At 72.0% G+C, this 19,674-nt stretch carries 18 protein-coding genes; 13 read left to right on the top strand and 5 right to left on the bottom strand.

Annotated elements, in window-relative coordinates:
- Positions 1-54 precede the first annotated feature (54 nt).
- Together RWE79_RS34775 and RWE79_RS34770 are read right to left on the bottom strand one after the other, a co-directional pair.
- Positions 55-1,143, bottom strand: coding sequence for an NADH-quinone oxidoreductase subunit B family protein (locus RWE79_RS34775; protein ID WP_475944060.1), 1,089 nt, complete (start codon positions 1,141-1,143; stop codon positions 55-57).
- 88 nt (positions 1,144-1,231) lie between these two features.
- Entirely contained in the window at positions 1,232-2,968 is a 1,737-nt protein-coding gene (locus RWE79_RS34770) for a hydrogenase maturation protein (RefSeq protein ID WP_475944059.1), read from the bottom strand.
- 231 nt (positions 2,969-3,199) lie between these two features.
- On the opposite strand from RWE79_RS34770, the gene RWE79_RS34765 reads away from it, so the two are divergent.
- The 10 genes from RWE79_RS34765 (at position 3,200) to RWE79_RS34720 (ending at position 11,394) form a co-directional block, all read left to right on the top strand.
- Complete coding sequence (locus tag RWE79_RS34765; RefSeq protein ID WP_475944058.1) at positions 3,200-3,658, top strand: DUF4231 domain-containing protein; 459 nt, start codon at positions 3,200-3,202, stop codon at positions 3,656-3,658.
- A gap of 173 nt (positions 3,659-3,831) precedes the next feature.
- Positions 3,832-4,830 carry a 1,2-phenylacetyl-CoA epoxidase subunit PaaA gene (paaA, locus tag RWE79_RS34760; protein WP_475944057.1) on the top strand — a complete coding sequence of 333 codons (999 nt, stop codon included), beginning with the start codon at positions 3,832-3,834 and terminating at the stop codon, positions 4,828-4,830.
- Positions 4,827-5,129, top strand: a complete 303-nt coding sequence (gene paaB / locus RWE79_RS34755; RefSeq protein WP_475944056.1) for a 1,2-phenylacetyl-CoA epoxidase subunit PaaB — start codon at positions 4,827-4,829, stop codon at positions 5,127-5,129. The genes paaA and paaB overlap by 4 nt, the downstream gene beginning before the upstream one ends.
- An 8-nt stretch (positions 5,130-5,137) precedes the next feature.
- Positions 5,138-5,968: a 1,2-phenylacetyl-CoA epoxidase subunit PaaC gene (paaC, locus tag RWE79_RS34750; RefSeq protein WP_475944055.1), complete on the top strand. Its 831-nt coding sequence runs from the start codon at positions 5,138-5,140 to the stop codon at positions 5,966-5,968.
- A gap of 2 nt (positions 5,969-5,970) precedes the next feature.
- A complete protein-coding gene (gene paaD / locus RWE79_RS34745) occupies positions 5,971-6,489 on the top strand; it encodes a 1,2-phenylacetyl-CoA epoxidase subunit PaaD (protein WP_475946301.1) in 519 nt (172 codons plus the stop codon).
- Positions 6,489-7,595, top strand: a complete 1,107-nt coding sequence (paaE, locus tag RWE79_RS34740; protein WP_475944054.1) for a 1,2-phenylacetyl-CoA epoxidase subunit PaaE — start codon at positions 6,489-6,491, stop codon at positions 7,593-7,595. Before paaD ends, paaE begins: the two co-directional genes overlap by 1 nt.
- A gap of 368 nt (positions 7,596-7,963) precedes the next feature.
- Positions 7,964-8,299: an antibiotic biosynthesis monooxygenase family protein gene (locus RWE79_RS34735; protein WP_475944053.1), complete on the top strand. Its 336-nt coding sequence runs from the start codon at positions 7,964-7,966 to the stop codon at positions 8,297-8,299.
- A complete protein-coding gene (locus RWE79_RS34730) occupies positions 8,296-9,165 on the top strand; it encodes an NAD(P)-dependent oxidoreductase (RefSeq protein WP_475944052.1) in 870 nt (289 codons plus the stop codon). The genes RWE79_RS34735 and RWE79_RS34730 overlap by 4 nt, the downstream gene beginning before the upstream one ends.
- 19 nt (positions 9,166-9,184) lie before the next feature.
- Positions 9,185-10,153 carry an amidohydrolase family protein gene (locus RWE79_RS34725; protein WP_475944051.1) on the top strand — a complete coding sequence of 323 codons (969 nt, stop codon included), beginning with the start codon at positions 9,185-9,187 and terminating at the stop codon, positions 10,151-10,153.
- Positions 10,150-11,394, top strand: a complete 1,245-nt coding sequence (locus RWE79_RS34720) for a cytochrome P450 family protein (protein WP_475944050.1) — start codon at positions 10,150-10,152, stop codon at positions 11,392-11,394. Before RWE79_RS34725 ends, RWE79_RS34720 begins: the two co-directional genes overlap by 4 nt.
- Before the next feature lie 96 nt (positions 11,395-11,490).
- Here RWE79_RS34720 and RWE79_RS34715 read toward each other — a convergent pair whose 3' ends face one another.
- Complete coding sequence (locus RWE79_RS34715; protein WP_475944049.1) at positions 11,491-13,335, bottom strand: sensor histidine kinase; 1,845 nt, start codon at positions 13,333-13,335, stop codon at positions 11,491-11,493.
- Entirely contained in the window at positions 13,325-14,020 is a 696-nt protein-coding gene (locus tag RWE79_RS34710) for a response regulator transcription factor (RefSeq protein WP_475944048.1), read from the bottom strand. The genes RWE79_RS34715 and RWE79_RS34710 overlap by 11 nt, the downstream gene beginning before the upstream one ends.
- 220 nt (positions 14,021-14,240) lie before the next feature.
- On the opposite strand from RWE79_RS34710, the gene RWE79_RS34705 reads away from it, so the two are divergent.
- Both RWE79_RS34705 and RWE79_RS34700 read left to right on the top strand, forming a co-directional pair.
- A complete protein-coding gene (locus tag RWE79_RS34705; RefSeq protein ID WP_475944047.1) occupies positions 14,241-15,461 on the top strand; it encodes a L,D-transpeptidase in 1,221 nt (406 codons plus the stop codon).
- A gap of 332 nt (positions 15,462-15,793) precedes the next feature.
- On the top strand, positions 15,794-16,525 hold the full coding sequence (locus RWE79_RS34700) for a L,D-transpeptidase family protein (protein ID WP_475944046.1): 732 nt from the start codon (positions 15,794-15,796) through the stop codon (positions 16,523-16,525).
- Positions 16,526-16,533: 8 nt separating this feature from the next.
- Here RWE79_RS34700 and RWE79_RS34695 read toward each other — a convergent pair whose 3' ends face one another.
- Entirely contained in the window at positions 16,534-18,852 is a 2,319-nt protein-coding gene (locus RWE79_RS34695) for a transketolase-like TK C-terminal-containing protein (RefSeq protein WP_475944045.1), read from the bottom strand.
- 152 nt (positions 18,853-19,004) lie between these two features.
- On the opposite strand from RWE79_RS34695, the gene RWE79_RS34690 reads away from it, so the two are divergent.
- Positions 19,005-19,511: an Lrp/AsnC family transcriptional regulator gene (locus tag RWE79_RS34690; protein WP_475946299.1), complete on the top strand. Its 507-nt coding sequence runs from the start codon at positions 19,005-19,007 to the stop codon at positions 19,509-19,511.
- The last annotated feature ends 163 nt before the right edge of the window (positions 19,512-19,674 follow it).

The following is a 19,674-nucleotide window of genomic DNA, read 5'->3' as shown; positions in this document are numbered from 1 at the left end:
CTTCGGGCCGCTTCGAGTTGCTTCGCGGGTCGCTTCGGGTGGTCGGGCGGGAGGTCACCAGGGCGGCCGGTAGCCGGTGGCCAGGCGCTCGCCCGTGCGGCGCCACTTCGGCTCGTTGTCCACGGTGTGGGCCGTCAGGGACCGCAGCCTGCGGACGACGGCGCCGTACGCCCCGCTGGCCGCGCTGGACACCCTGCCGCCGGGCGGTTCGTCCATGAACGGCATGAACATGTCCGGGAAGCCGGGCATGGTGCAGGCGATGCAGATGCCGCCGACGTTGGGGCAGCCGCCGATGCCGTTCATCCAGCCCCGCTTGGGCACGTTGCACTTGACGACGGGGCCCCAGCAACCCAGCTTGACCAGGCACTTGGGCGAGTCGTAGGTGTGGGCGAACTGGCCCTGCTCGTAGTAGCCGGCCCGGTCGCACCCCTCGTGCACGGTGGCGCCGAACAGCCAGGTCGGACGCAGCTTGTCGTCCAGCGGGATCATCGGAGCGGCACCGGTGGCCTGGTAGAGCAGGTAGGTGAGGGTCTCCGAGAAGTTGTCCGGCTGGATCGGGCAGCCCGGGACGCACACGATGGGGATGCCGGCCTTGGACTTCCAGTCCCAGCCCAGGTAGTCGGGCACGCCCATCGCTCCGGTCGGGTTGCCCGCCATCGCGTGGATGCCGCCGTAGGTCGCGCAGGTCCCGATGGCGACCACGGCCAGCGCCTTGGGCGCCAGCCGGTCGATCCACTCACTGGTGGTGATCGGCTGGCCGGTCTCCGGGTTGTCGCCGAAGCCGCACCAGTACCCCTCCTGCTTGATCGCCTCGTTGGGGATCGATCCCTCGACGACGAGCACGAAGGGGTCGATCTCGCCGCGCTCGCCCTTGAAGAACCACTCGATGAAGTTGTCGGCGCCGCCCACCGGGCCGCACTCGAAGTCGATCAGGGGCCAGTGGACCGCGATCTTGGGCAGGCCGGGCAGCACACCGAGCACGATCTCCTCGATGCTCGGCTGCATCGCGGCCGTCAGGGCGACGGAGTCGCCGTCGCAGCTCAGGCCGGCGTTGATCCAGAGGATGTGGATCGGGGGCGCGTCATCCGCAGGCGTACCGGCGTTCTCCGCGGCATCGTCCGTGATCGGCGTTGCTGTGTCCACGGGGTGCCTCCTAGGGGAGGTATGTGAGGAAGTTACGCATTTCGACCTTCAGCTCTCTTGGTAGCAGGTAGCCGGTTCCGGTGTGAGGTCACGCAGGGCCGTTCCGGTGACGGGCGGCGTCCACGGGGCGGGGTGGGGCGGGGTGGGGCGGGGTGCGCGCGGGCCGCTCCTTGCGCACGAAGGCGCGGCGCAGCGCGTGGTACGGGGCCCGCGGGTCGGCGAAGGTCCGCCCCATCCGGGCGAGCTCCGCCTCCCGGAAGGCGGTCAGCGGGCGCTCGCTCTGCCGCCGGTCCAGCTCCGCCTTCTTGGCGGCGATCCGCGACCCGGTCGCGGGCAGCCGGGCCAGCCGGGCCGCGAGCCGTCCGGCCTCCTGGGTGAAGTCCTGCGGGGCGCACTCGACCAGCCGGTCCACCAGGCCCAGCCGCAGACCGGCCGCCCCGCTCACCGGCAGGGCCTCGTCCATCAGCCGGCCGGCGACCGCCGAGCCCACCCGGCGGGGCAGGGTGTACGTCCAGTACTCCGATCCGTACAGCCCCATCAGGCGGTAGTGCGGGTTGAGCACGGCCCCTGAGCGGCACCACACCTCGTCCGCCGCCAGGGCCAGCATCACCCCGCCCGCGGCGGCGTTGCCGCCGACGGCGGAGACCACCAGGCGGTCGGTGGTCGTCAGGACGGCCTCGACCAGGTCGTCGATGGCGTTGATGTTGGCCCAGGACTCCGCGCCGGGGTCGGCCGCGGCCTCGATCACGTTGAGATGGATGCCGTTGGAGAAGAAGTCCCGGCCGGCCCCCAGCACCAGCACCGAGGTGGGCCGCGAGCACGCCACCCGGTAGGCGTTCAGCAGCCGCCGGCACTGCGTGGTGCTCATCGCGCCGCCGGGGAAGGAGAACGACAGGAAGCCGACGTCGCCGTCCTCGCGGTAGCGCATGTCGGTCCAGGTGCGGCGGTCCTCGTCCAGGCAGAGCGGGGCGGGGTGCTCCCGCAGCGGCGGCAGCGTCCCGGCGAGCGCCATGACGGCCGGCAGTTTGAACGTCGGGGGCTCCCCGGGGTCGCGCCGGGGCCGCAGTTCGGGAATCCACACGGCGCCGTCGGTGGTCGCCCGGCAGATCGCGCCGGCCCGGGTGGCCAGCAGTTCGCCCGGACGGCCGCGCAGCAGGTCCTCGAAGTGGCCCCCGTGCAGGTACCAGGGGCGGCCGAGCAGGTCGTCCAGTACGCCGGGCTGCGAGTCGGCGGCGCGCAGCCTGCGCAGCACGGTGGCGGTGGAGTCGCGCCCCCAGTCGATCCGCCGCACGCTCTGGTCCTGGTACGGGCGCGGCCGCCCGGCGTTCCGCGGTCCGGACGGTGCCGGCTGCGGCCGGGGGCGGTGGGTCCCGGACGCGAAGCGCTCGACGGCCAGCAGCACGGCCGCCAGGGCGGCGTCGGACACCTCGTTGCGGTACAGGTCGCTCTTGCCGACCGGGGGCAGCGGGCAGTCGGCCGAGGCCCATACGGGGCCGGCGTCCATCTCCTCCTCGGCCTGGAGCACCGTGACGCCCCACCGGGTCGCGTTCTCGTGGATCGCCCAGTCCAGGGACGACGGCCCGCGGTCCCCCGGGGGTCCGGGGTGGACGACCAGACACGGGTGCGCGGACCACACCTCCCGGGGGATCGCCGTGCGCAGCATCGGCGCCACGACGAGCTGCGGCTCGTACCGGTGCACCGCCTCGGGCAAGGACCTTTCGTGCAGGGCGAGTTCGACGGAGACGGTGTGGCCCCGGTCGCTCAGTTCAGCGTGGACGCGCTGGGTGAGGCTGTTGAACGCGCTGGCGAAGAGCAGGATGTCCACGGCTGCCTCCCGGCGGTCGGCGTCTCGGCCGGGTCTCCCCCGGGGCCGCCTGCGATCGTCGGACACGCCCGGCGGGCCGCCCCGGACGCCGGGCCGCGCCGTCACCCGAAAGCGCTGCGACGGGGGCCACCTGGCGGGGTGCGGGCCCCTGGCTACCGGGGGAGCTCCCGGGAGGTGTTTCCCGCGATCTCCCCGATAGCCATGGGCCCGCGCGTCCGGCAGGATGCTCAAATGCCCCGTAACCAGCCGCCCTTGACGCGCACCGACCCCGACGATCCGCTGCTGGCGCAGGCGATGGAGGATCTGGCCTGGTATGCGCGGACGCGGGACACGGCCCGGCGGATGAACCGGGCAACCGAGCTGGTCGGTCTGTTCGCCGGGGCCGTCACCGTCGTCGCGGCCGGTATCGCGGCGCCCGCCGCCGTCACGGCCACGGTGGCCGGTGCGGCGGTCTTCGTCGGCGGCTTCCGGCAGGTCTTCAACCACAATGAGCGCTATGTGCTCGCCGCCGAGGCGTGGGCGCGGCTGCGGCTGGCCGTCCGGCGGTACGAGCTGTCCCAGCGCGACGCGGAGAGCCGTCAGCGGCTGTCCGAGGAGATCGAGGGGACGGCGACCTCCGAGCTCCAGAACTGGGCCGCCTCACGCCGGGGGCCGCGGCCGGGCCCCGCGCCCGGCGGCCAGTTCCCGTAGCCGCGCCGCGGCGCTCGTCCTCGATCGCCGGACGGGGTGAGAAGCCACCCAGGTCACCGCACCGGCCGGCCCGCCCGGCCCCTGCCCGTTCCGGAGTCCTCCCGGGGCTTGCCCAGCCCGGGGAAACACGCCACACTGGTACCGAACGAATGGTCGGTAGGGAGCTGATATCGATGACCACGACGCACTTCGCCGCGTCCGGCGCAGCCGGTGCCGAGCCGTCGTCCGGGGGGCCGCTCCAGGAGCACTTCGACGCGACGATCGCACGGGACCAGCGGATCGAGCCGCGGGACTGGATGCCGGAGGGCTACCGCAGGACGCTGATCCGGCAGATCGCGCAGCACGCGCACTCGGAGATCATCGGTATGCAGCCCGAGGGTGAGTGGATCACCCGGGCGCCCTCGCTGCGCCGCAAGGCCATCCTGTTCGCGAAGGTCCAGGACGAGGCCGGCCACGGGCTGTATCTGTACTCGGCGGCCGAGACCCTCGGTGCCGACCGGGCGGATCTGACCGAGCGGCTGATCGAGGGCCGGCAGAAGTACTCGTCGATCTTCAACTACCCGACACCGACCTTCGCCGACGTCGGGGTGATCGGCTGGTTCGTGGACGGCGCCGCGATATGCAACCAGGTTCCCCTGTGCCGGAGTTCGTACGGGCCGTACGCGCGGGCCATGGTGCGGATCTGCAAGGAGGAGTCGTTCCACCAGCGGCAGGGCTTCGAACTGCTGATGACGATGATGCGCGGCACGCGGGCGCAGCGCGAGATGGTCCAGGAATCGGTGAACCGCTGGTGGTGGCCGTCCCTGATGATGTTCGGGCCGCCCGACGGCGACTCCCCCAACTCGGCGGCCTCGATGGCCTGGAAGATCAAGAGGCACAGCAACGACGAGCTGCGGCAGCGCTTCGTCGACATGACCGTCCCGCAGGCCGGGAAGCTCGGAGTCACCCTGCCCGATCCCGCGCTGAGCTGGAACGAGGAGCGCGGGCACCACGACTTCGGTACCCCCGACTGGGCCGAGCTCAAGCGGGTGATCAGCGGCGACGGACCGTGCAACGAGGAACGGGTCGCACGGCGGCGGGCCGCCCACGAGGAGGGCGCCTGGGTACGGGAGGCGGCCACCGCACACGCCGCCAAGCAGAGCGCGCGAGCACGAGAGGAAGCGGCGGCATGAGTGACACCGACGGCGGGAGGCGCGACTGGCCGCTGTACGAGGTGTTCGTGCGCGGCAAGCGCGGCCTGAACCATGTGCACGTCGGTTCGCTGCACGCCGCCGACGACGCCATGGCCCTCACCCATGCCCGTGACCTGTACACGCGGCGCAACGAGGGCGTCAGCATCTGGGTGGTGCGCTCGCGGCACATCGCCGCGTCCACCCGCGACGAGAAGGACCCCTTCTTCGCGCCCAGCGCCGACAAGGTCTACCGCCACCCGACCTTCTACGACATCCCCGACGACGTGCCCCACATCTAGGAGCAGGCATGAGTGACGACCACGTCTACCTGTCCCTGGCCGAGGGACACGACGACGGCGACGCCCGCTGGGCGTTCGGCACCGGCTTCGAGGACCCGCTGCACGGAGTGGACACCTCGGTGCCCGAGGGCACCGACGCCGGGCGGCTGGCCGCCTCCTGCACGGCGCTCGGCGACGACGTCCTGGTCTGCGCCCAGCGGCTGGCCGAGTGGTGCACCCGCGCCCCGGAGCTGGAGGAGGAGGTGGCGCTCGCCAACATCGGGCTCGACCTCCTCGGCCAGGCCCGGCTGCTCTACGCGCGTGCCGGGCAGGTCGACGGCACGGGCCGCGGCGAGGACGCCTACGCGTACTTCCGCGACGCCGCCGACTTCCGCAACGTACGCCTGGCCGAACTCCCCAACGGCGACTTCGCGTTCTCGATCGTGCGGCTCCTGACGCTGTCCAGCTGGCGCCTGGCCCAGTTCGAGCGGCTCATGTCCCACTCCGACCCCGTCCTGGCGGCGATCGCCGCGAAAGGCGTCAAGGAGCTGACGTACCACCGGCAGTACGCGGCCGAGTGGGCGGTGCGGCTGGGCGACGGCACCGACGAGTCCCACCGCCGCATGCGCACGGCCCTGGACCGGACCGCCCCGTACCTCGGCGAGTTGTTCACCGCCTACGACGCGCATGACGAGGTCATCGCCGTTCTGGTCCAGGTCACCACGGCGGCCGGACTGCCCATGCCCCCGTGGAGGCCGCTGCGCGGCGCCGGCCGCGACGGCGACCACACCGAGCATCTCGCGCCCCTGCTGGCCGAGTTGCAGGCCCTGGCCCGCGCCCACCCGGAAGCGTCGTGGTGACCGTGCCGACCGTGACCGCGGACGTCCGGCGGGCCCGGCACATCGCCGGGCAGGTGCCGGATCCCGAACTGCCGATGCTGACCCTGGCCGACCTCGGGGTCCTGCGTGATGTCGAGGTGACCGGCGACGGCACCGTGGTCGCGAGCCTGACGCCCACCTACTCGGGCTGTCCGGCGATGGCGGAGATGCGCGCCCATGTAGCCGCTCGGCTGCGCGCCGCCGGTTATCGGCGGGTGGAGATCCGTACCGTCCTCGACCCGCCCTGGACCAGTGACTGGATCACGCCCGAGGGCCGCGCCAAGCTCGCCGGCCACGGCATCGCGCCGCCCGGGACCGCACCCCGCCGCGCCGCCGGTCCGGTGCCCCTGGTGCTGGCCCCGACCCGGCGCTCCGGTGTGCCCTGCCCCCGTTGCGGCTCGGTGGACACCGAGGAGTCCTCCCGCTTCGCCGCCACGGCCTGCAAGGCGCTGTGGCGCTGCCGCGCGTGCCTGGAACCGTTCGAGTACGTCAAGGAGATCTGATGGCCCCGACCTCCCCCGCCCCGGTGATACGCGCCCGTGGCCGCCGCCGTCCGGTCTTCCACACCCTGCGGGTCGCCGCCGTCCGACCGCTGTGCGAGGACGCGGCCGCGGTCTCCTTCGAGATCCCCGGGGAACTGGCCGAGGAGTTCACCTTCGCCCCCGGGCAGTCGCTCACCCTGCGGCGCGAGATCGACGGCCGTGACGAGCGCCGCTCGTACTCCATCTGCTCCCCCGCCGGGTCGGCGCCGCGCATCGGCGTACGTGTGGTGCCGGGCGGACTCTTCTCGTCCTGGCTCGTGAGCGGCGTACGGCCCGGCGACACCGTCGAGGTGATGCCCCCCACCGGCGCCTTCACCCCAGACCTCGGCGCCCCGGGCCACCATGTGCTGATCGCGGCGGGCTCCGGTATCACGCCCATGATGTCCATCGCCGAGTCCGTGCTGGCCGCCGACCCGCGCTCACAGGTCACCCTCTTCTACGGCAACCGGCGCACCGACACCGTGATGTTCGCCGACGATCTCGCCGACCTCAAGGACCTCTACCCGGCCCGGTTCCAGCTGGCTCACGTCCTGTCCCGCGAGCCGCGCGAGGCCGAGGTGCTCTCCGGTCGTCTCGACGCCGGCCGGCTGTCCGCGCTCGTCGGTTCGCTGGTCGACGTGACCGGTGCGGACCACTGGTGGCTGTGCGGTCCGCACGGCATGGTCCGCGACGCCCAGCAGGTCCTGGCCGGGCTCGGTGTGCCGCGGGACCGTATCCACCAGGAGCTGTTCCACGCCGACGACGAGCCGGTCCGGGAGGTGCGCCACGAGGACGCGGCGGCCGACGGACCGGTCAGCCAGGTCACCATCACCCTCGACGGCCGTTCCACGACCTCGGCCCTGCCGAGGGAACGGACCGTCCTGGACGGAGCCCAGAAGACCCGTCCGGACATGCCCTTCGCGTGCAAGGGCGGGGTGTGCGGCACCTGCCGTGCCATGGTCACCGAAGGAACGGTCGACATGCGCCGCAATTTCGCCCTCGAACCCGCCGAGGTGGACGCGGGCTACGTCCTCACCTGCCAGTCGTTCCCGGTCTCCGGAACGCTGAGCGTCGACTTCGATTCCTGACCCGCCGACGCCGGTCCCGGCTGCCCGATCGCCGGGTCTGCCGGGCTGCCGGGCTGCCGGGCTGCCGGGCTGCCTCCCCACTGCCCGGCTGCCGGAGCCGGGTGCGGCCGGCGCTGTCGGCGTACCCGCGCGACCCGGCTCCGGGGGCTGTCGCGTCATGTCCGCGCGCCGGACGGCGGCCACAAGAGGCCGACAGGAGTCGGCTCCGGGGCCGTGCCGGGAGGGGCCCGCCGAGCCACCCGAACGGCCGAACACGTGCCGGAGGGGCCTTGTCCCACGGGGCATCAGCCCCGGCAGAGTTGCGCCGCCCGGGGGCCCATGAGTCGGTAGGAGTCGTGTCCCACCGGATCCCACCATCAGGAGGAGACATGGGCACAGCTCAGCGCGACCAGTCGGCCAAGCTTTCCGTGGTCTTCGCGGTCCACGTGATCGAGGGCGGCGAGCGAGGGTTTCTGGAGATGTACGACCAGATCCGGAAGTCCGTCGCCAGCACCCCCGGCCACATCGTCGAGAGGCTGGGAGAACCGGTCGACGGCTCCCGGCAGTGGGTGATCACCAGCGAGTGGGAGACACCCGAACACTTCTTCGCCTGGCAGCAGAGCGCGGAGCACCGCGCGCTGGTGGCTCCGCTGCGTGAGTGGGTCGACTCGACCCAGTCGCTGCGGTTCCGGGTGGTCAAGGAGACCGTGGAGGTGAAGTCATGACGCGTACCAGCGGACCTGTCGCAGTCCTCGGGCTCGGCACGATGGGCACCGGTGTGGCCGGCCGGCTGCTCGACCAGGGTGTGCGGGTGCGGGTCTGGAACCGCACCCCGGAGCGCACCGAACCGCTCACCGCGGCGGGGGCCTTCGCCGCGACACGGCCGATCGAGGCCGTCGAGGGCACGACCGCGGCCATCTGCACGGTGGCCGACGGGGACGCCCTCCGCTCGGTGCTGCGGGGTCCGGACGGGGTCCTGGCCGACGGCTCGTACCCCGGTGAACTGATCTGCGCCGGCACCGTCTCCCCCGAGGACGTCGTCGACGTGGCCGAGGACCAGCCCTGCGTTCTGGACGTCGGGATGCTCGGCAACCGGGACCACGCCCGCAAGGGCGACCTGCGGCTGTTCGTCGGTGGTGAGGAACGGGACTTCACCGCCGGACGCCCGCTGCTCGAACTGCTCGGCAAGGAGGTCGTCCACCTCGGCGCCCTCGGTTCGGGTATGAGGATGAAGCTGATCCTCAACCTGCTGATGGGCATCGAGGTGCAGGCTCTGGCGGAGGCCGCCGAGCTCGCGGACGCCGCCGGACTCGACCGGCAGCAGGTCCTCGGCATGATCGCGACCAGCGGCTTCGCCTCGCCGGTCATGGCGTTCAAGTCCAAGCGCCTGGCAGCCGGACGCTTCGACCAGCCCGACTTCCGGCTGAGCCTGATGGCCAAGGACCTCAGGCTCGCCTCCGAGCAGGCGGCGGCAGCCGGACTGCGCCTGCCACTCGCCACCGCGGCCGCGGAGACCCACGGCCGCGCCACCGACAAGGGGTTCGGCGACGAGGACTGCGTCGCGGTCGCCCGGGCCCTCGCCCCCGAGTAGGCAGGAAAGGAACCAGCACATGATCATCGACATCCATGGGCACCTGTCCCCGCCGGAAGCCGCGCGTCGCTTCCCGATGCCCCCCAGCCTGACCGACGTCGACGGCATGCTCGCCGCCCGCGCCCAGGCCGGGATCGACCTCACCATCATCGGCAGCCCCGTCGGGGCCGGCGCGATGGCCCGGGTCCCGGGCGTCGACAACTACGCACAGCCGAGGGACCGGCTGCGCGGCTTCCACACCTGGATGTCGGGCCTGATCGCCTCGTTCCCGGACCAGTTGCGCGGTTACGTGTACGCCAACCCGTTCGGCGACGACGATCACCTGGAGGGGGTCGCGGAGACACTGGAGGACCCCGCCTTCGTCGGCCTGATCACCACCTCCAGCGTCCACGGCGAGCTGCTCGGTTCGCCCCGGGCCGACTCCTTCTTCGCACTCGCCGCGGAGAAGGAGGTACCGGTCCTGGTGCACGCCCCGGCCGAACCGGCCGGGACCGAGCGGGTCGACGACGCCGGCTTCGTCGAGCAGATCGGCCGCTTCGGCGACGTCACCGCGGGCATGGCGATGATCGCGTTCGCGGGGTGGCTGGACAAGTACCCCGGACTGCGGCTCATCGGGGCGACCGGCGGCGGTGCCATGGCACTGCTGCCGGACCGCCTCCGGACAGCGGCGCGTCCCCGTCACTGGGGCGGGGGCGCGCCGCCCCCGGCGGCCGGTCAGCCACTGACCGGCCGGCCGCCGGCCGACCCGGGGGCGGCGCTGGAGCGGATGTACGTCGACACCAGCCCGCTCAACCCGGCGCACCTGCGGCTCAACGCCGACGTGCTGGGGCCCGGGCGGATGCTGTTCGGCACCGACTCGCCGCCGCTGTCGGTGCCGTTGGAGGACTGCCTCCGCATGATCGAGAAACTGCCGGTCGGCGAGGCGGACCAGCAGCGCATCCTCGGCGGCAACGCCGAGGCACTCTTCGACCTCAGGAGCCGTCCGTGACCACCACTCAGGATCCCGCAGCCGCGGTCGAGCGATGCACCCCCCAGTTCCGGCAGGACCCTCATCCGGTCTACGCCGCGCTGCGGGACACCGCGCCGGTCTGCCCCATGAAGCCGCCCCACGGCATCGACACCTACCTGATCACGCGGTACGAGGACGCCCGGGCCGCCCTGTCGGATCCGCGCCTGAGCAAGGACATGTCCGGTGCCATGGACGCCTACCGGAGGATCTTCGGCGACTCGTCCGTGGCGCTGGACGACCACATGCTCAACGCCGACCCGCCCAGGCACACCGGGCTGCGCAAGATGGTCGGCGCGGAGTTCACCCCGCGCCGTGTGGAGGCGCTGCGACCGCGGATCGAGCAGATCGTCACGACGCTGCTGGACGCGTGCCCGACGCGCGAACCGGTCGACCTGCTGACGTCGTTCGCCTTCCCCCTGCCGATCATCGTGATCTGCGAACTGCTCGGCGTACCGGAGGGCGAACGGCCGGATGTGCAGACCTGGTCCACCACGGTGGCCCAGACCGGCTTCAGCGAGGAGTCCAGGCGGGCCCAGCAGCACGCCGAGGAGAGCCTGCACTCCTACTTCACGGATCTCATCGCGCGCAAGCGCAGCCACCCGGAGGACGACCTGCTCAGTGCGCTCACCACGGCCCGGTACGAGGGCCGCGGGCTCACCGGGAGCGAGTTCGTGTCGACGGCGTTCCTGCTGATGTTCGCGGGCCACAAGACGACCGCCTACCTCATCGGTAACGCGGTCCGTCATCTCCTCACCCATCCCGAGCAGCTCCGCGCCCTGCGGGACGACCCGGAGCTGGCCGGACAGGCGGTGGAGGAACTGATGCGCTACGACGGCTCGGTGGAGAGCGCGACGTTCCGCTACACGACGCAGGACGTGGAGATCGGCGGCACGCTCATTCCCAAGGGTGCCCTGGTCCAGATCGCGCTGACCTCGGCCAACCGCGACCCGCGCAAGTTCGACTCCCCGGACACCTTCGACGTACGGCGACCGGGGAACGCGCAGAGCGCCCATCTGGGGTTCGGGCACGGCATCCACTACTGCCTGGGCGCGCCGCTGGCGAGGCTGGAGACCCGGCTCGCCCTCACGGGCCTGTTCGGCCGCTTCCCGGGGGTGGCGCTGGCCGACCCGACAGGTGAGGCGCCCTGGCTGGAGGTGCCGTTCCCCGCCTTCCGCGGCCTGAAGGAGCTGCCCGTCGTGCTGGATCCCGACGTGTCGTGACACGCGGAACACCGCATCGCACCGCACCGTGGCCGCCGAATGCCTTCCGGCCGTCCCGGTGCGGTGCGGTGCGGTCCTTCCAACTGCTCGCGTCGGTCACCCGGCGGCGGTCTCCGGGGCCGGTTCCGGTCCGCGGGGAAGCCGGACGGTGAACACCGCCCCGGCGCCGGGGCGGCTGTCGGCGGTGACGGTTCCGCCGTGGGACTCGACGAACTGCCGCACGATGGCCAGGCCCAGTCCGCTGCCTCCGGTGCGTCGGCTGCGGGACTTCTCGGCTCGCCAGAAACGCTGGAAGACATGCGGAAGGTCCTCGGCGGCGATGCCGTTGCCGGTGTCCTCCACGGTGAGGACGGCCAGGTCGCCGGTCCGGCGGGCGGTCAGCACGACCGTGCCGTGCTCGGGGGTGTGGCGCAGTGCGTTGGAGACCAGGTTGCCCAGCACCTGACGCATCCTCACCGGATCGGCGTCCACCCAGATACCGGGGTCGGTGCGCATCCGCAAGGAGACGCCGGCGGCCTCGGCGCGGCTGCGATGGGCCGACACCACCTGGGCGACGAGTTCGTCCGCGCGCACGGGTTCGCGGCGCAGTCGCAGGGTGCCGGCGTCGCTCGCGGCGAGGTCCTGCAGGTCGTCGATGATGTGCTGCAGCTGCACCGCCTCGTCGTGCAGGGAGGCGATGAGGTCCGGGTCCGGGTCGAGGAGCCCGTCGCGGGTGACTTCCAGCCAGCCGCGGATGTTGGTCAGCGGGGTGCGCAGCTCGTGGGCGATGTCGCTGACCATGGCCTTGCGCTGGGCCTCCATCTGCTCGCGGCGTTCGGTGAGGTCGTTGAAGGCCGCGGTCAGGAAGCCCGTCTCGTCCTTGGTGGTGACGGTGACGCGGGCGTGCTGCCCGGGCGGCTGCTCGACCGCGGCCGTCAGGGCGCGCAGGGGACGGACGAGGCGGATCGCGACGGCCGCGGCCATGGTGACGGTGACGGCCAGGACGAGCCCGGTAACCCCGATGATCTTGGTCTTGTTGGCGGACGAGAGATCGAAGCCCGCCTGCCGCTGGTCCCGGCTGCCGAGGTAGAGGGCGGCTCTCGGAGCGACGTACGGGTCGAGTTGGGTACGGCGCGTCTCCTCGACACAGCTCATCGCCCGCTGGGAGAAGTCGTTCCGCTTGAGGCTGCTGTCCTCCTCGGTGGCGACCCCCGGAATCATCTCGATCCCGAAGTAGCCCAGCGAGTAGTCCCGGCCCTCCGCCCCCGGTTCGTGGGCGAAGCAGGGGCGGAGCATGGCGTGGAGTCTTTCCAGCGCGGCGCTCTCGGTGCGCGTGGGCGTGTTGAGAGCCCCGTCGGCACACAGCTCCGGCACGCTCCCCTGCCCGCCCTCGGGACTGATCACCGTACGGCCGCTGGGCACCTGACGGCTCGTGCCGTCGCTCCCGTGCTGCCGCATGCATGCCAGCCGTATGACAGCTGTCTTCCGCACCCGCGTCCGCTCGGCGCGGGAGAGCTTGTACGGTCCCACCGCCCGCGGGTCGATGTCGGAGACCTGGGCTCCCGGTTCGGTGTACGTGTCGACGTGCAGGGGGTCGACGCCGGCCGAGGCACGGGCGGGCAGGGCCGTGCCCGCCGGGGCGGAGTCGGCGATGACCCGTCCGCCCGCCGTCGTCAGGGCGATGCGCCGGTCCATGGTGCGTGACAGCGTGCGCACCGTGCTCTGTACGCCGTCCCAGTCCGCGTGGGTGGCGGCGAAGCCGCTGAGCTGCCGCAGGATGTCGGAGTCGTCGGAGAGCACCTGCCCGCGTTCCTCCTGGATGGCACGCGTGGTGAGCTGCACGGCCAGCCAGGCCGTGGCGCCCACGGAGAGGACGGCTATCGCCATTGAGGTGAGCAGCAGCCGCACCAGCAGGCTCTTGCGCCAGGGAACGCGGGAGCCGGGGCGGGTCCTAGTCGTCATGGTGGTCGTTCGTGAGTTTGTAGCCGACACCGAACACGGTCAACAGCCGTACGGGCGTGCGCGGGTCGGGTTCGATCTTCTTGCGCAGGTTCATGATGTGTACGTCGATGGCCCGTTCGGTGGAGGCGCGGTCGTGGCCACGGGTGCACTCCAGCAGTTGGCGGCGCGAGAAGACCCGGCCGGGTTCCGCGGTCATGGCGTGGAGGATGGCGAACTCGCCGGGGGTGCACATGACGGGGGCGCCGTCACAGGTCACCAGGTGGCGTTCGGGATCGACGGCGATGCGACCCGCCCGCAGCAAAGGGGAGTTGCCGGCGGGGCGGAGGGTGCGGCGCAGCACGGTGCGGATGCGGGCCAGCAGTTCGCGCGGGCTGTACGGCTTGGTCATGTAGTCGTCCGCGCCGAGGTCGAGGCCGAGCAGCACGTCCTCCTCGGTGGAACGGGCGGTGAGCATGAGGACGGGTATGTCCCCGTCCTGGCGCAGCGCCCGGCACACGCCGAGACCGTCGACCCCGGGCAGCATCAGGTCCAGGACGACCAGGTCGGGTCTGCGGCTCCTGGCCTGGTCGATCGCGGCCCGGCCGTCGTGGACCACGACGGTGGTATGACCCTCCTGCAGCAGCAGCCGCCGTATGAGTTCGGCCTGCATTCGGTCGTCTTCCGCCACCAGGATATGTGCGCTCACGCCACTGACTCTAGGCGCGCGTGGACGGCGTCAGGCCCAGCTGCGGGCCTTCCCACACCCTGACAACTTCCTGACATCCGTACGCCAGGCTGGGCGTCGCCCTTGGTCCTTTCCGGCTCTGCCGGCACGCCGGACGGCGCCGACGCCGCGCCGCTGGAACCGGGGCCCGCTTTCCCACGACTCGGTGGGACACGCCACTCGACGCGCACGACGGAGACCCATGGACCGCACCCGCCCCGCCCCGTTCCTCGCTGTTCTGTCGGTCTCGGCATGCCTCCTGGCCGGATGCAGCACGGGGCCGGAGGACGCGAAGAACTCCACGAAGGCTCAGCCGGCCGCGTCCGGAGCCACCGGCACGGCGACAACCGCCACGCCGCGCATACATCTGAACGCGGCCGACGGGCAGAGCGACGTCTCGGTCAGGCTCGGCGGCCGCGTCACGGTCGCAGCGGGCCGGATCACCAGGGTCGGCCTGGTCACCACGGACGGCCGGACCGTGCCCGGCACGCGTTCCCCGGACAAAAGCACCTGGGCACCCGATGCCGCTCTGGACCACGGCACCGCCTACCGGCTGACCGTGGTGGCCGCCAACGACGACGGACGCGCGGCGAAGAGGAAGATCGCGTTCACCACCCTCGCCGAAAGCGACCGTTTCACCGGCACGTTCACCCCGGACAACGGATCCACGGTCGGTGTGGGAATGCCGGTCTCGTTCACCTTCGACAAAACGATCACCGACAGGAAGGCCGTCGAGTCCGCCATCGAGGTCAGCTCCAGCGGCGGACAGCCCGTGGTCGGCCACTGGTTCGGCGGGCGGCGCCTCGACTTCCGTCCGCAGCGGTACTGGAAGGCCCACTCCACCGTCACCGTCACGATGCGTTTCGACGGGGTCAGGGGTGCCGAGGGTGCCTACGGCGAACAGAACAGGACCGTCCGGTTCACCGTCGGCCGCAGCCAGGTCTCCACCGTTGACGCCTCCACGCACCGGATGAAGGTCGTCCGTGACGACAAGACCCTCAAGACCGTCCCCATCACAGCGGGCGCCGCCAACTCGACCACCTGGAACGGCCAGATGGTGATTTCGGAGAAGCTGCTCACCACACGGATGGACGGAGCCACGGTGGGCTTCGCCGGCCAGTACGACATCCCCGACGTCCCGCACGCCATGCGCCTGTCCTCCTCGGGCACGTTCATCCACGGCAACTACTGGGGCGCGGACTCGGTGTTCGGCCATGCCAACATCAGCCACGGCTGCGTCGGACTGAACGACACCAGGGGCGGCGGCGACCCCGGCCAGGACGCCGCCTGGTTCTACAACCACTCCCTCATCGGTGACGTGGTCGTGGTGAAGCACTCCGACGACAAGACGATCGCCCCCGACAACGGCCTCAACGGCTGGAACATGCCGTGGAACCGGTGGAAGGCGGGCTCCGCGCGCTGAGTCGGCACCGGACGGCAGGGCAGACCGGAAGGGATTGCGCCGCCGGCGTCACCCCTCGTCGGACCTCGTCGGACCTCGTCGGACCTCGTCGGACCTCGTCACCACTCGTCGGACCTCGTCGGACCTCGCGCGGCAATGCTGACCAGTTCCTGACATGTCTCATCCAGGCTGACGACATGGCTTCATCGAACGTTCCCCAGTCCGGACGGCATCCTTCCCGCGCGCCGTTCGGGAAGCATCAAGCGACCGCCTCCATATCCCGGGGCCTGAGCCGTCTCGGGATGCCGGCGGCCGTCCTGGCCCTGTCCGTATCGCTCACCGGGTGCGGGGGCATGGGCACCGGGACAGCCGACGACGCCCGGGCGGCGGCTGTCGGTGCGGGAGACCCGTCGGCCACCGCGTCCGGCGCTCCCACCGCGACGCGGACCGCGCCCCACCCGACGGCCGCGGCCACCGGGGCGTCCACCCCGTCCGTACCCGCGCGGCTGCCGGGCCTGGGCCCGAGAACGCTGGCCGAGATCCCCGGGAACGCGCGGCAGGTCGTCCTGGTCACCGGCCGGGGCAAGGACTCCCCGGTGTCGCGGGTGGTGCTGTACCGGCGCACGCACGCCGGCTGGGAGCCCGGGGCCACCTGGCCCGCCCACAACGCCCTCGAGGGCTGGACGGACGACCACCACGCCGGTGATCTCCACTCGCCCATCGGCGTGTTCGCCCTCACCGACGCCGGCGGGCTGCTCTCCGACCCCGGCACCAGGCTGCCGTACGACCAGTCGCAGAGCTTCACCATCGCCGACACGGGCTTCGAGGGCGAACCGCTCGCGGGCTCCTTCGACTATGTCGTGGCGATCAACTACAACCGCAGGGCCGGAACCTCCCCCCTCGACTGGACCCGCCCCCTGGGCAGCGGCAAGGGCGGCGGCATCTGGCTGCACGTCGATCACGGAGGACCCACGCACGGTTGTGTGAGCCTGGCACGCAAGCACATGCGGGAACTGCTGCTCACGCTCGACCCCAAGCAGCACCCGGTGATCGTCATGGGGGACGCCCGGTCCCTCGAACGCTGACGCGAACCTCAGTCGACGAGGTCCAGGGCCGCCCGGACGACGCTGTCGGTGTCGATGCCGTGGTGGCGGTGGACGTCGTCGAGGTTCCCGGACTGGCCGAAGCGGCTCACGCCGAGGGTGGTGACGGGCACGTTGTTGACCGTGGCGAGGAACGCCAGGGTGTGCGGGTGACCGTCCAGCAGCGTCACCATCGGCGTGGCCCGGTCGGCGGGGAAGACCTGGCCGAGGATCCAGCCGGGACCGTCCGCCAGGCCGCGCCTGGACTGCAGGGCCCGGAAAAGCAGGTCGGGGCTGGTCACACAGATGACGTCGGCCGGGAATCCCTGGGCGGCCAGCCGGTCGGCGGCCGCCAGGGCCTCGGGGAGCATGGCGCCCATCGCCGCGATGGTCACGGCGGGTCGCTCCGTACGCCGCAGGACGTAGCCGCCGGCCACGGCCTGACGCCGACGGCGCTCACGGGCGGCCGGATCCGCCGGCACGGCGGCCAGCGACTGGTCCACCGGCCGGGTGGACAGCCGCAGATACGCCGAACTGCCCCCCGGTCTGCCGAGGCCGGCCAGCGACGCCAGCAGGCACCACTCGGTGTCCAGGGCGAACGCGGGCTCGTAAGCGACGCACCCGGGCTGCTCGATGCCCAGCGACGGGGTGGTGACCGACTGGTGCGCCCCGCCCTCCGGGGCGAGGGTGACGCCGGAGGGGGTGCCGACCAGGATCGACTGGCCGCCCGCGTACATACCGAAGGACCAGGGCTCCAGGGCCCGGTTGACGAAGGGGTCGTAGACCACGCCGATGGGCAGCAGCGGCTGGCCCCAGCGGCTCCAGCTGGCGCCGAGCTCGCCGAGCAGTCCCACGAGGTTGGTCTCGGCTATGCCCAGTTCCAGGTGGCGGCCGGTGGGGTTCTCGCGCCAGTGCAGGATGGTCTCGGCGTCGTCGGCGAACCAGTCCGGGCGATCGTTCTGCGACCAGACGCCGGCCTTGTTCAGCCAGCCACCGAGGTTGGTGGAGGAGCTGACGTCGGGGCTGACGGTCACGATCCGGGCGGCGGCCTGCGGTGCCTGCCGGGTGAGGTCGAGCAGCAGCCGGCCGAGGGCCTGCTGGGTGTTGCCGGTGCCGGCCGGGGTGCGGCCGATGTCGGTGGGCAGCTCCGGCGGCGGAGTGGGCGGGAACTGCTCGCGGCGCAGCCGGCCGGCGGTCCGCGCGCACAGCGCCGCCTCCGGGCCGCCGGCGGCGAAGGGTGCCCAGGGATCGTCCAGGTCGGTTCCCAACCGGCCGGCCAGATCACGCATCTGATCTTCCGTCAGGAGGGAGGAGTGGTTCTGGGGGTGGCCCTCGGTGGGCAGGCCGTGGCCCTTCACCGTGTACGCGAAGATCACGGTCGGGCGGGAGTCGTCGATGCTCCCGTACGCCCGCAGCAGAGCGCCGAGGTCGTGGCCGCCGAGGTTGCGGACGGCGGCGCGCAGGGTGTCGTCGTCGAGTTCCGCGACGATCCGGGCGATCGGCCCGGCGGTCGAACCGCTGCCGGGCAGGCGTTCACGCAGTTGGTCCGGGGTGCAGCGCAGCAGCCGCTGGTACTCGGCGTTGCCCATGGCGTCGATGCGGGTCCTGAGCGCGTCGCCGCCGGGGCGGGCGAACAGGCCTTCCAGCAGCTGCCCGTACTTGACGGTGAGCACCTGCCAGCCGGCGGCCGCGAACATGCCCTCAAGGCGTTCGGCCGCGGTGCCCGGCACCACGCGGTCCAGTGACTGGCGGTTGAAGTCGACGACCCAGACGATCTCGCCGAGCCCGGCGACCATCGGGTCCTGGACGGCCTCCCAGATCGCGCCCTCGTCGAGTTCCGCGTCGCCGAGCAGCGAGTACTGCCGTCCGGTACCCGCCCCGCCGAACCGCCCGTCGACGTACCGCCGGGCGATGGCGCCCCAGATGGGCGCGGTCGCTCCGATGCCCACCGATCCCGTCGAGTAGTCCACCGGGTCGGGGTCCTTGGAGCGGCTGGGGTAGCTCTGCAGCCCGCCGAAGGAGCGCAGGGTGGTCAGATACGCCGGGTCCAGCTCCCCCAGCAGGTAGTTGATCGCATGCAGGACCGGCGAGGCGTGCGGCTTGACCGAGACCCGGTCGTGCGCGGTCAGTTCGTGGAACCACAGCGCCGTCATGATCGAGGCCATCGAAGCGCTGGACGCCTGGTGGCCGCCGACCTTCAGCCCCGAGGGGTTCGGGCGCACCCGGTTGGCGTGATCGACGACCGCCGTCGACAGCCACAGCACCCGGCGTTCGATCGAGCCGAGGGTCTCCAGCACGTCCTGCCCGGGGTCATGTCGCGTCGTGATCACGCCGCACCGCTTTCGTTGCCATGGGGTCCGCCTTGTGCTCCGCCTTGTGCTCCGCAAGTAGACAGCCAAGCCATCATCTGCACAATATGATGCCGTCCGAGTGAGCATTCTGCTCAGTCAGGCGACATCCAAGGGGTTCCCCATTGAGCACTGTGAACAGCGGCGCGACGGCCGACGCGACCGACGCCCGGATCCTGCTGGCCCTGGCCGACGACCCGCGCGCCACCGTGCTCGCCCTGGCCGAGCGTCTGGCCCTGTCCCGGAACACCGTCCAGGCACGGCTGGCCAGGATGGACGACAACGGCACCCTCGGATCGTTCGAGCGCAGGATCGCCACCGCCGCCCTCGGGTACCCGCTCACCGCGTTCGTCACCGCGCAGGTGGACCAGCACCGGCTGGCCGAGGTGGCCGGCACGCTGGGTGACATCCCCGAGGTCGTCGAGGTCTTCGGCCTCAGCGGGCCGACCGATCTGCTCGTACGCGTGGCCGCGGCCGACGCGGAGGACCTGTACCGGGTCGCCGGGAAGATCCTCGCCTGCCCCGGCATCGAACGCACCACCACGTCACTGGCCATGCGCGAACTCGTGCCGCACCGCCTGACGGGACTTCTGCGCAAGACGGCCGAAGGCACGCCCGGGGCCCGGCGCACCGGCCGGTGAGCCGGGCCCCGGGCCCGCGGACGGCTGGCCGGGCTGCGCCGTACCGCCTTCCCCCTGCCGTCCGCGTCGAGCGAGGCCTCGCCGTCGGAGTCGGTCACGGTGACCGGGATGGCGAGGGCGCCGGCACCGGGCCTGCCGGAGGCGCCGTCGTCCAGCCGGGCGC

This window comes from Streptomyces sp. RLA131 (genome assembly GCF_056270125.1).
This window is presented reverse-complemented; position numbering and strand designations above follow the sequence as displayed.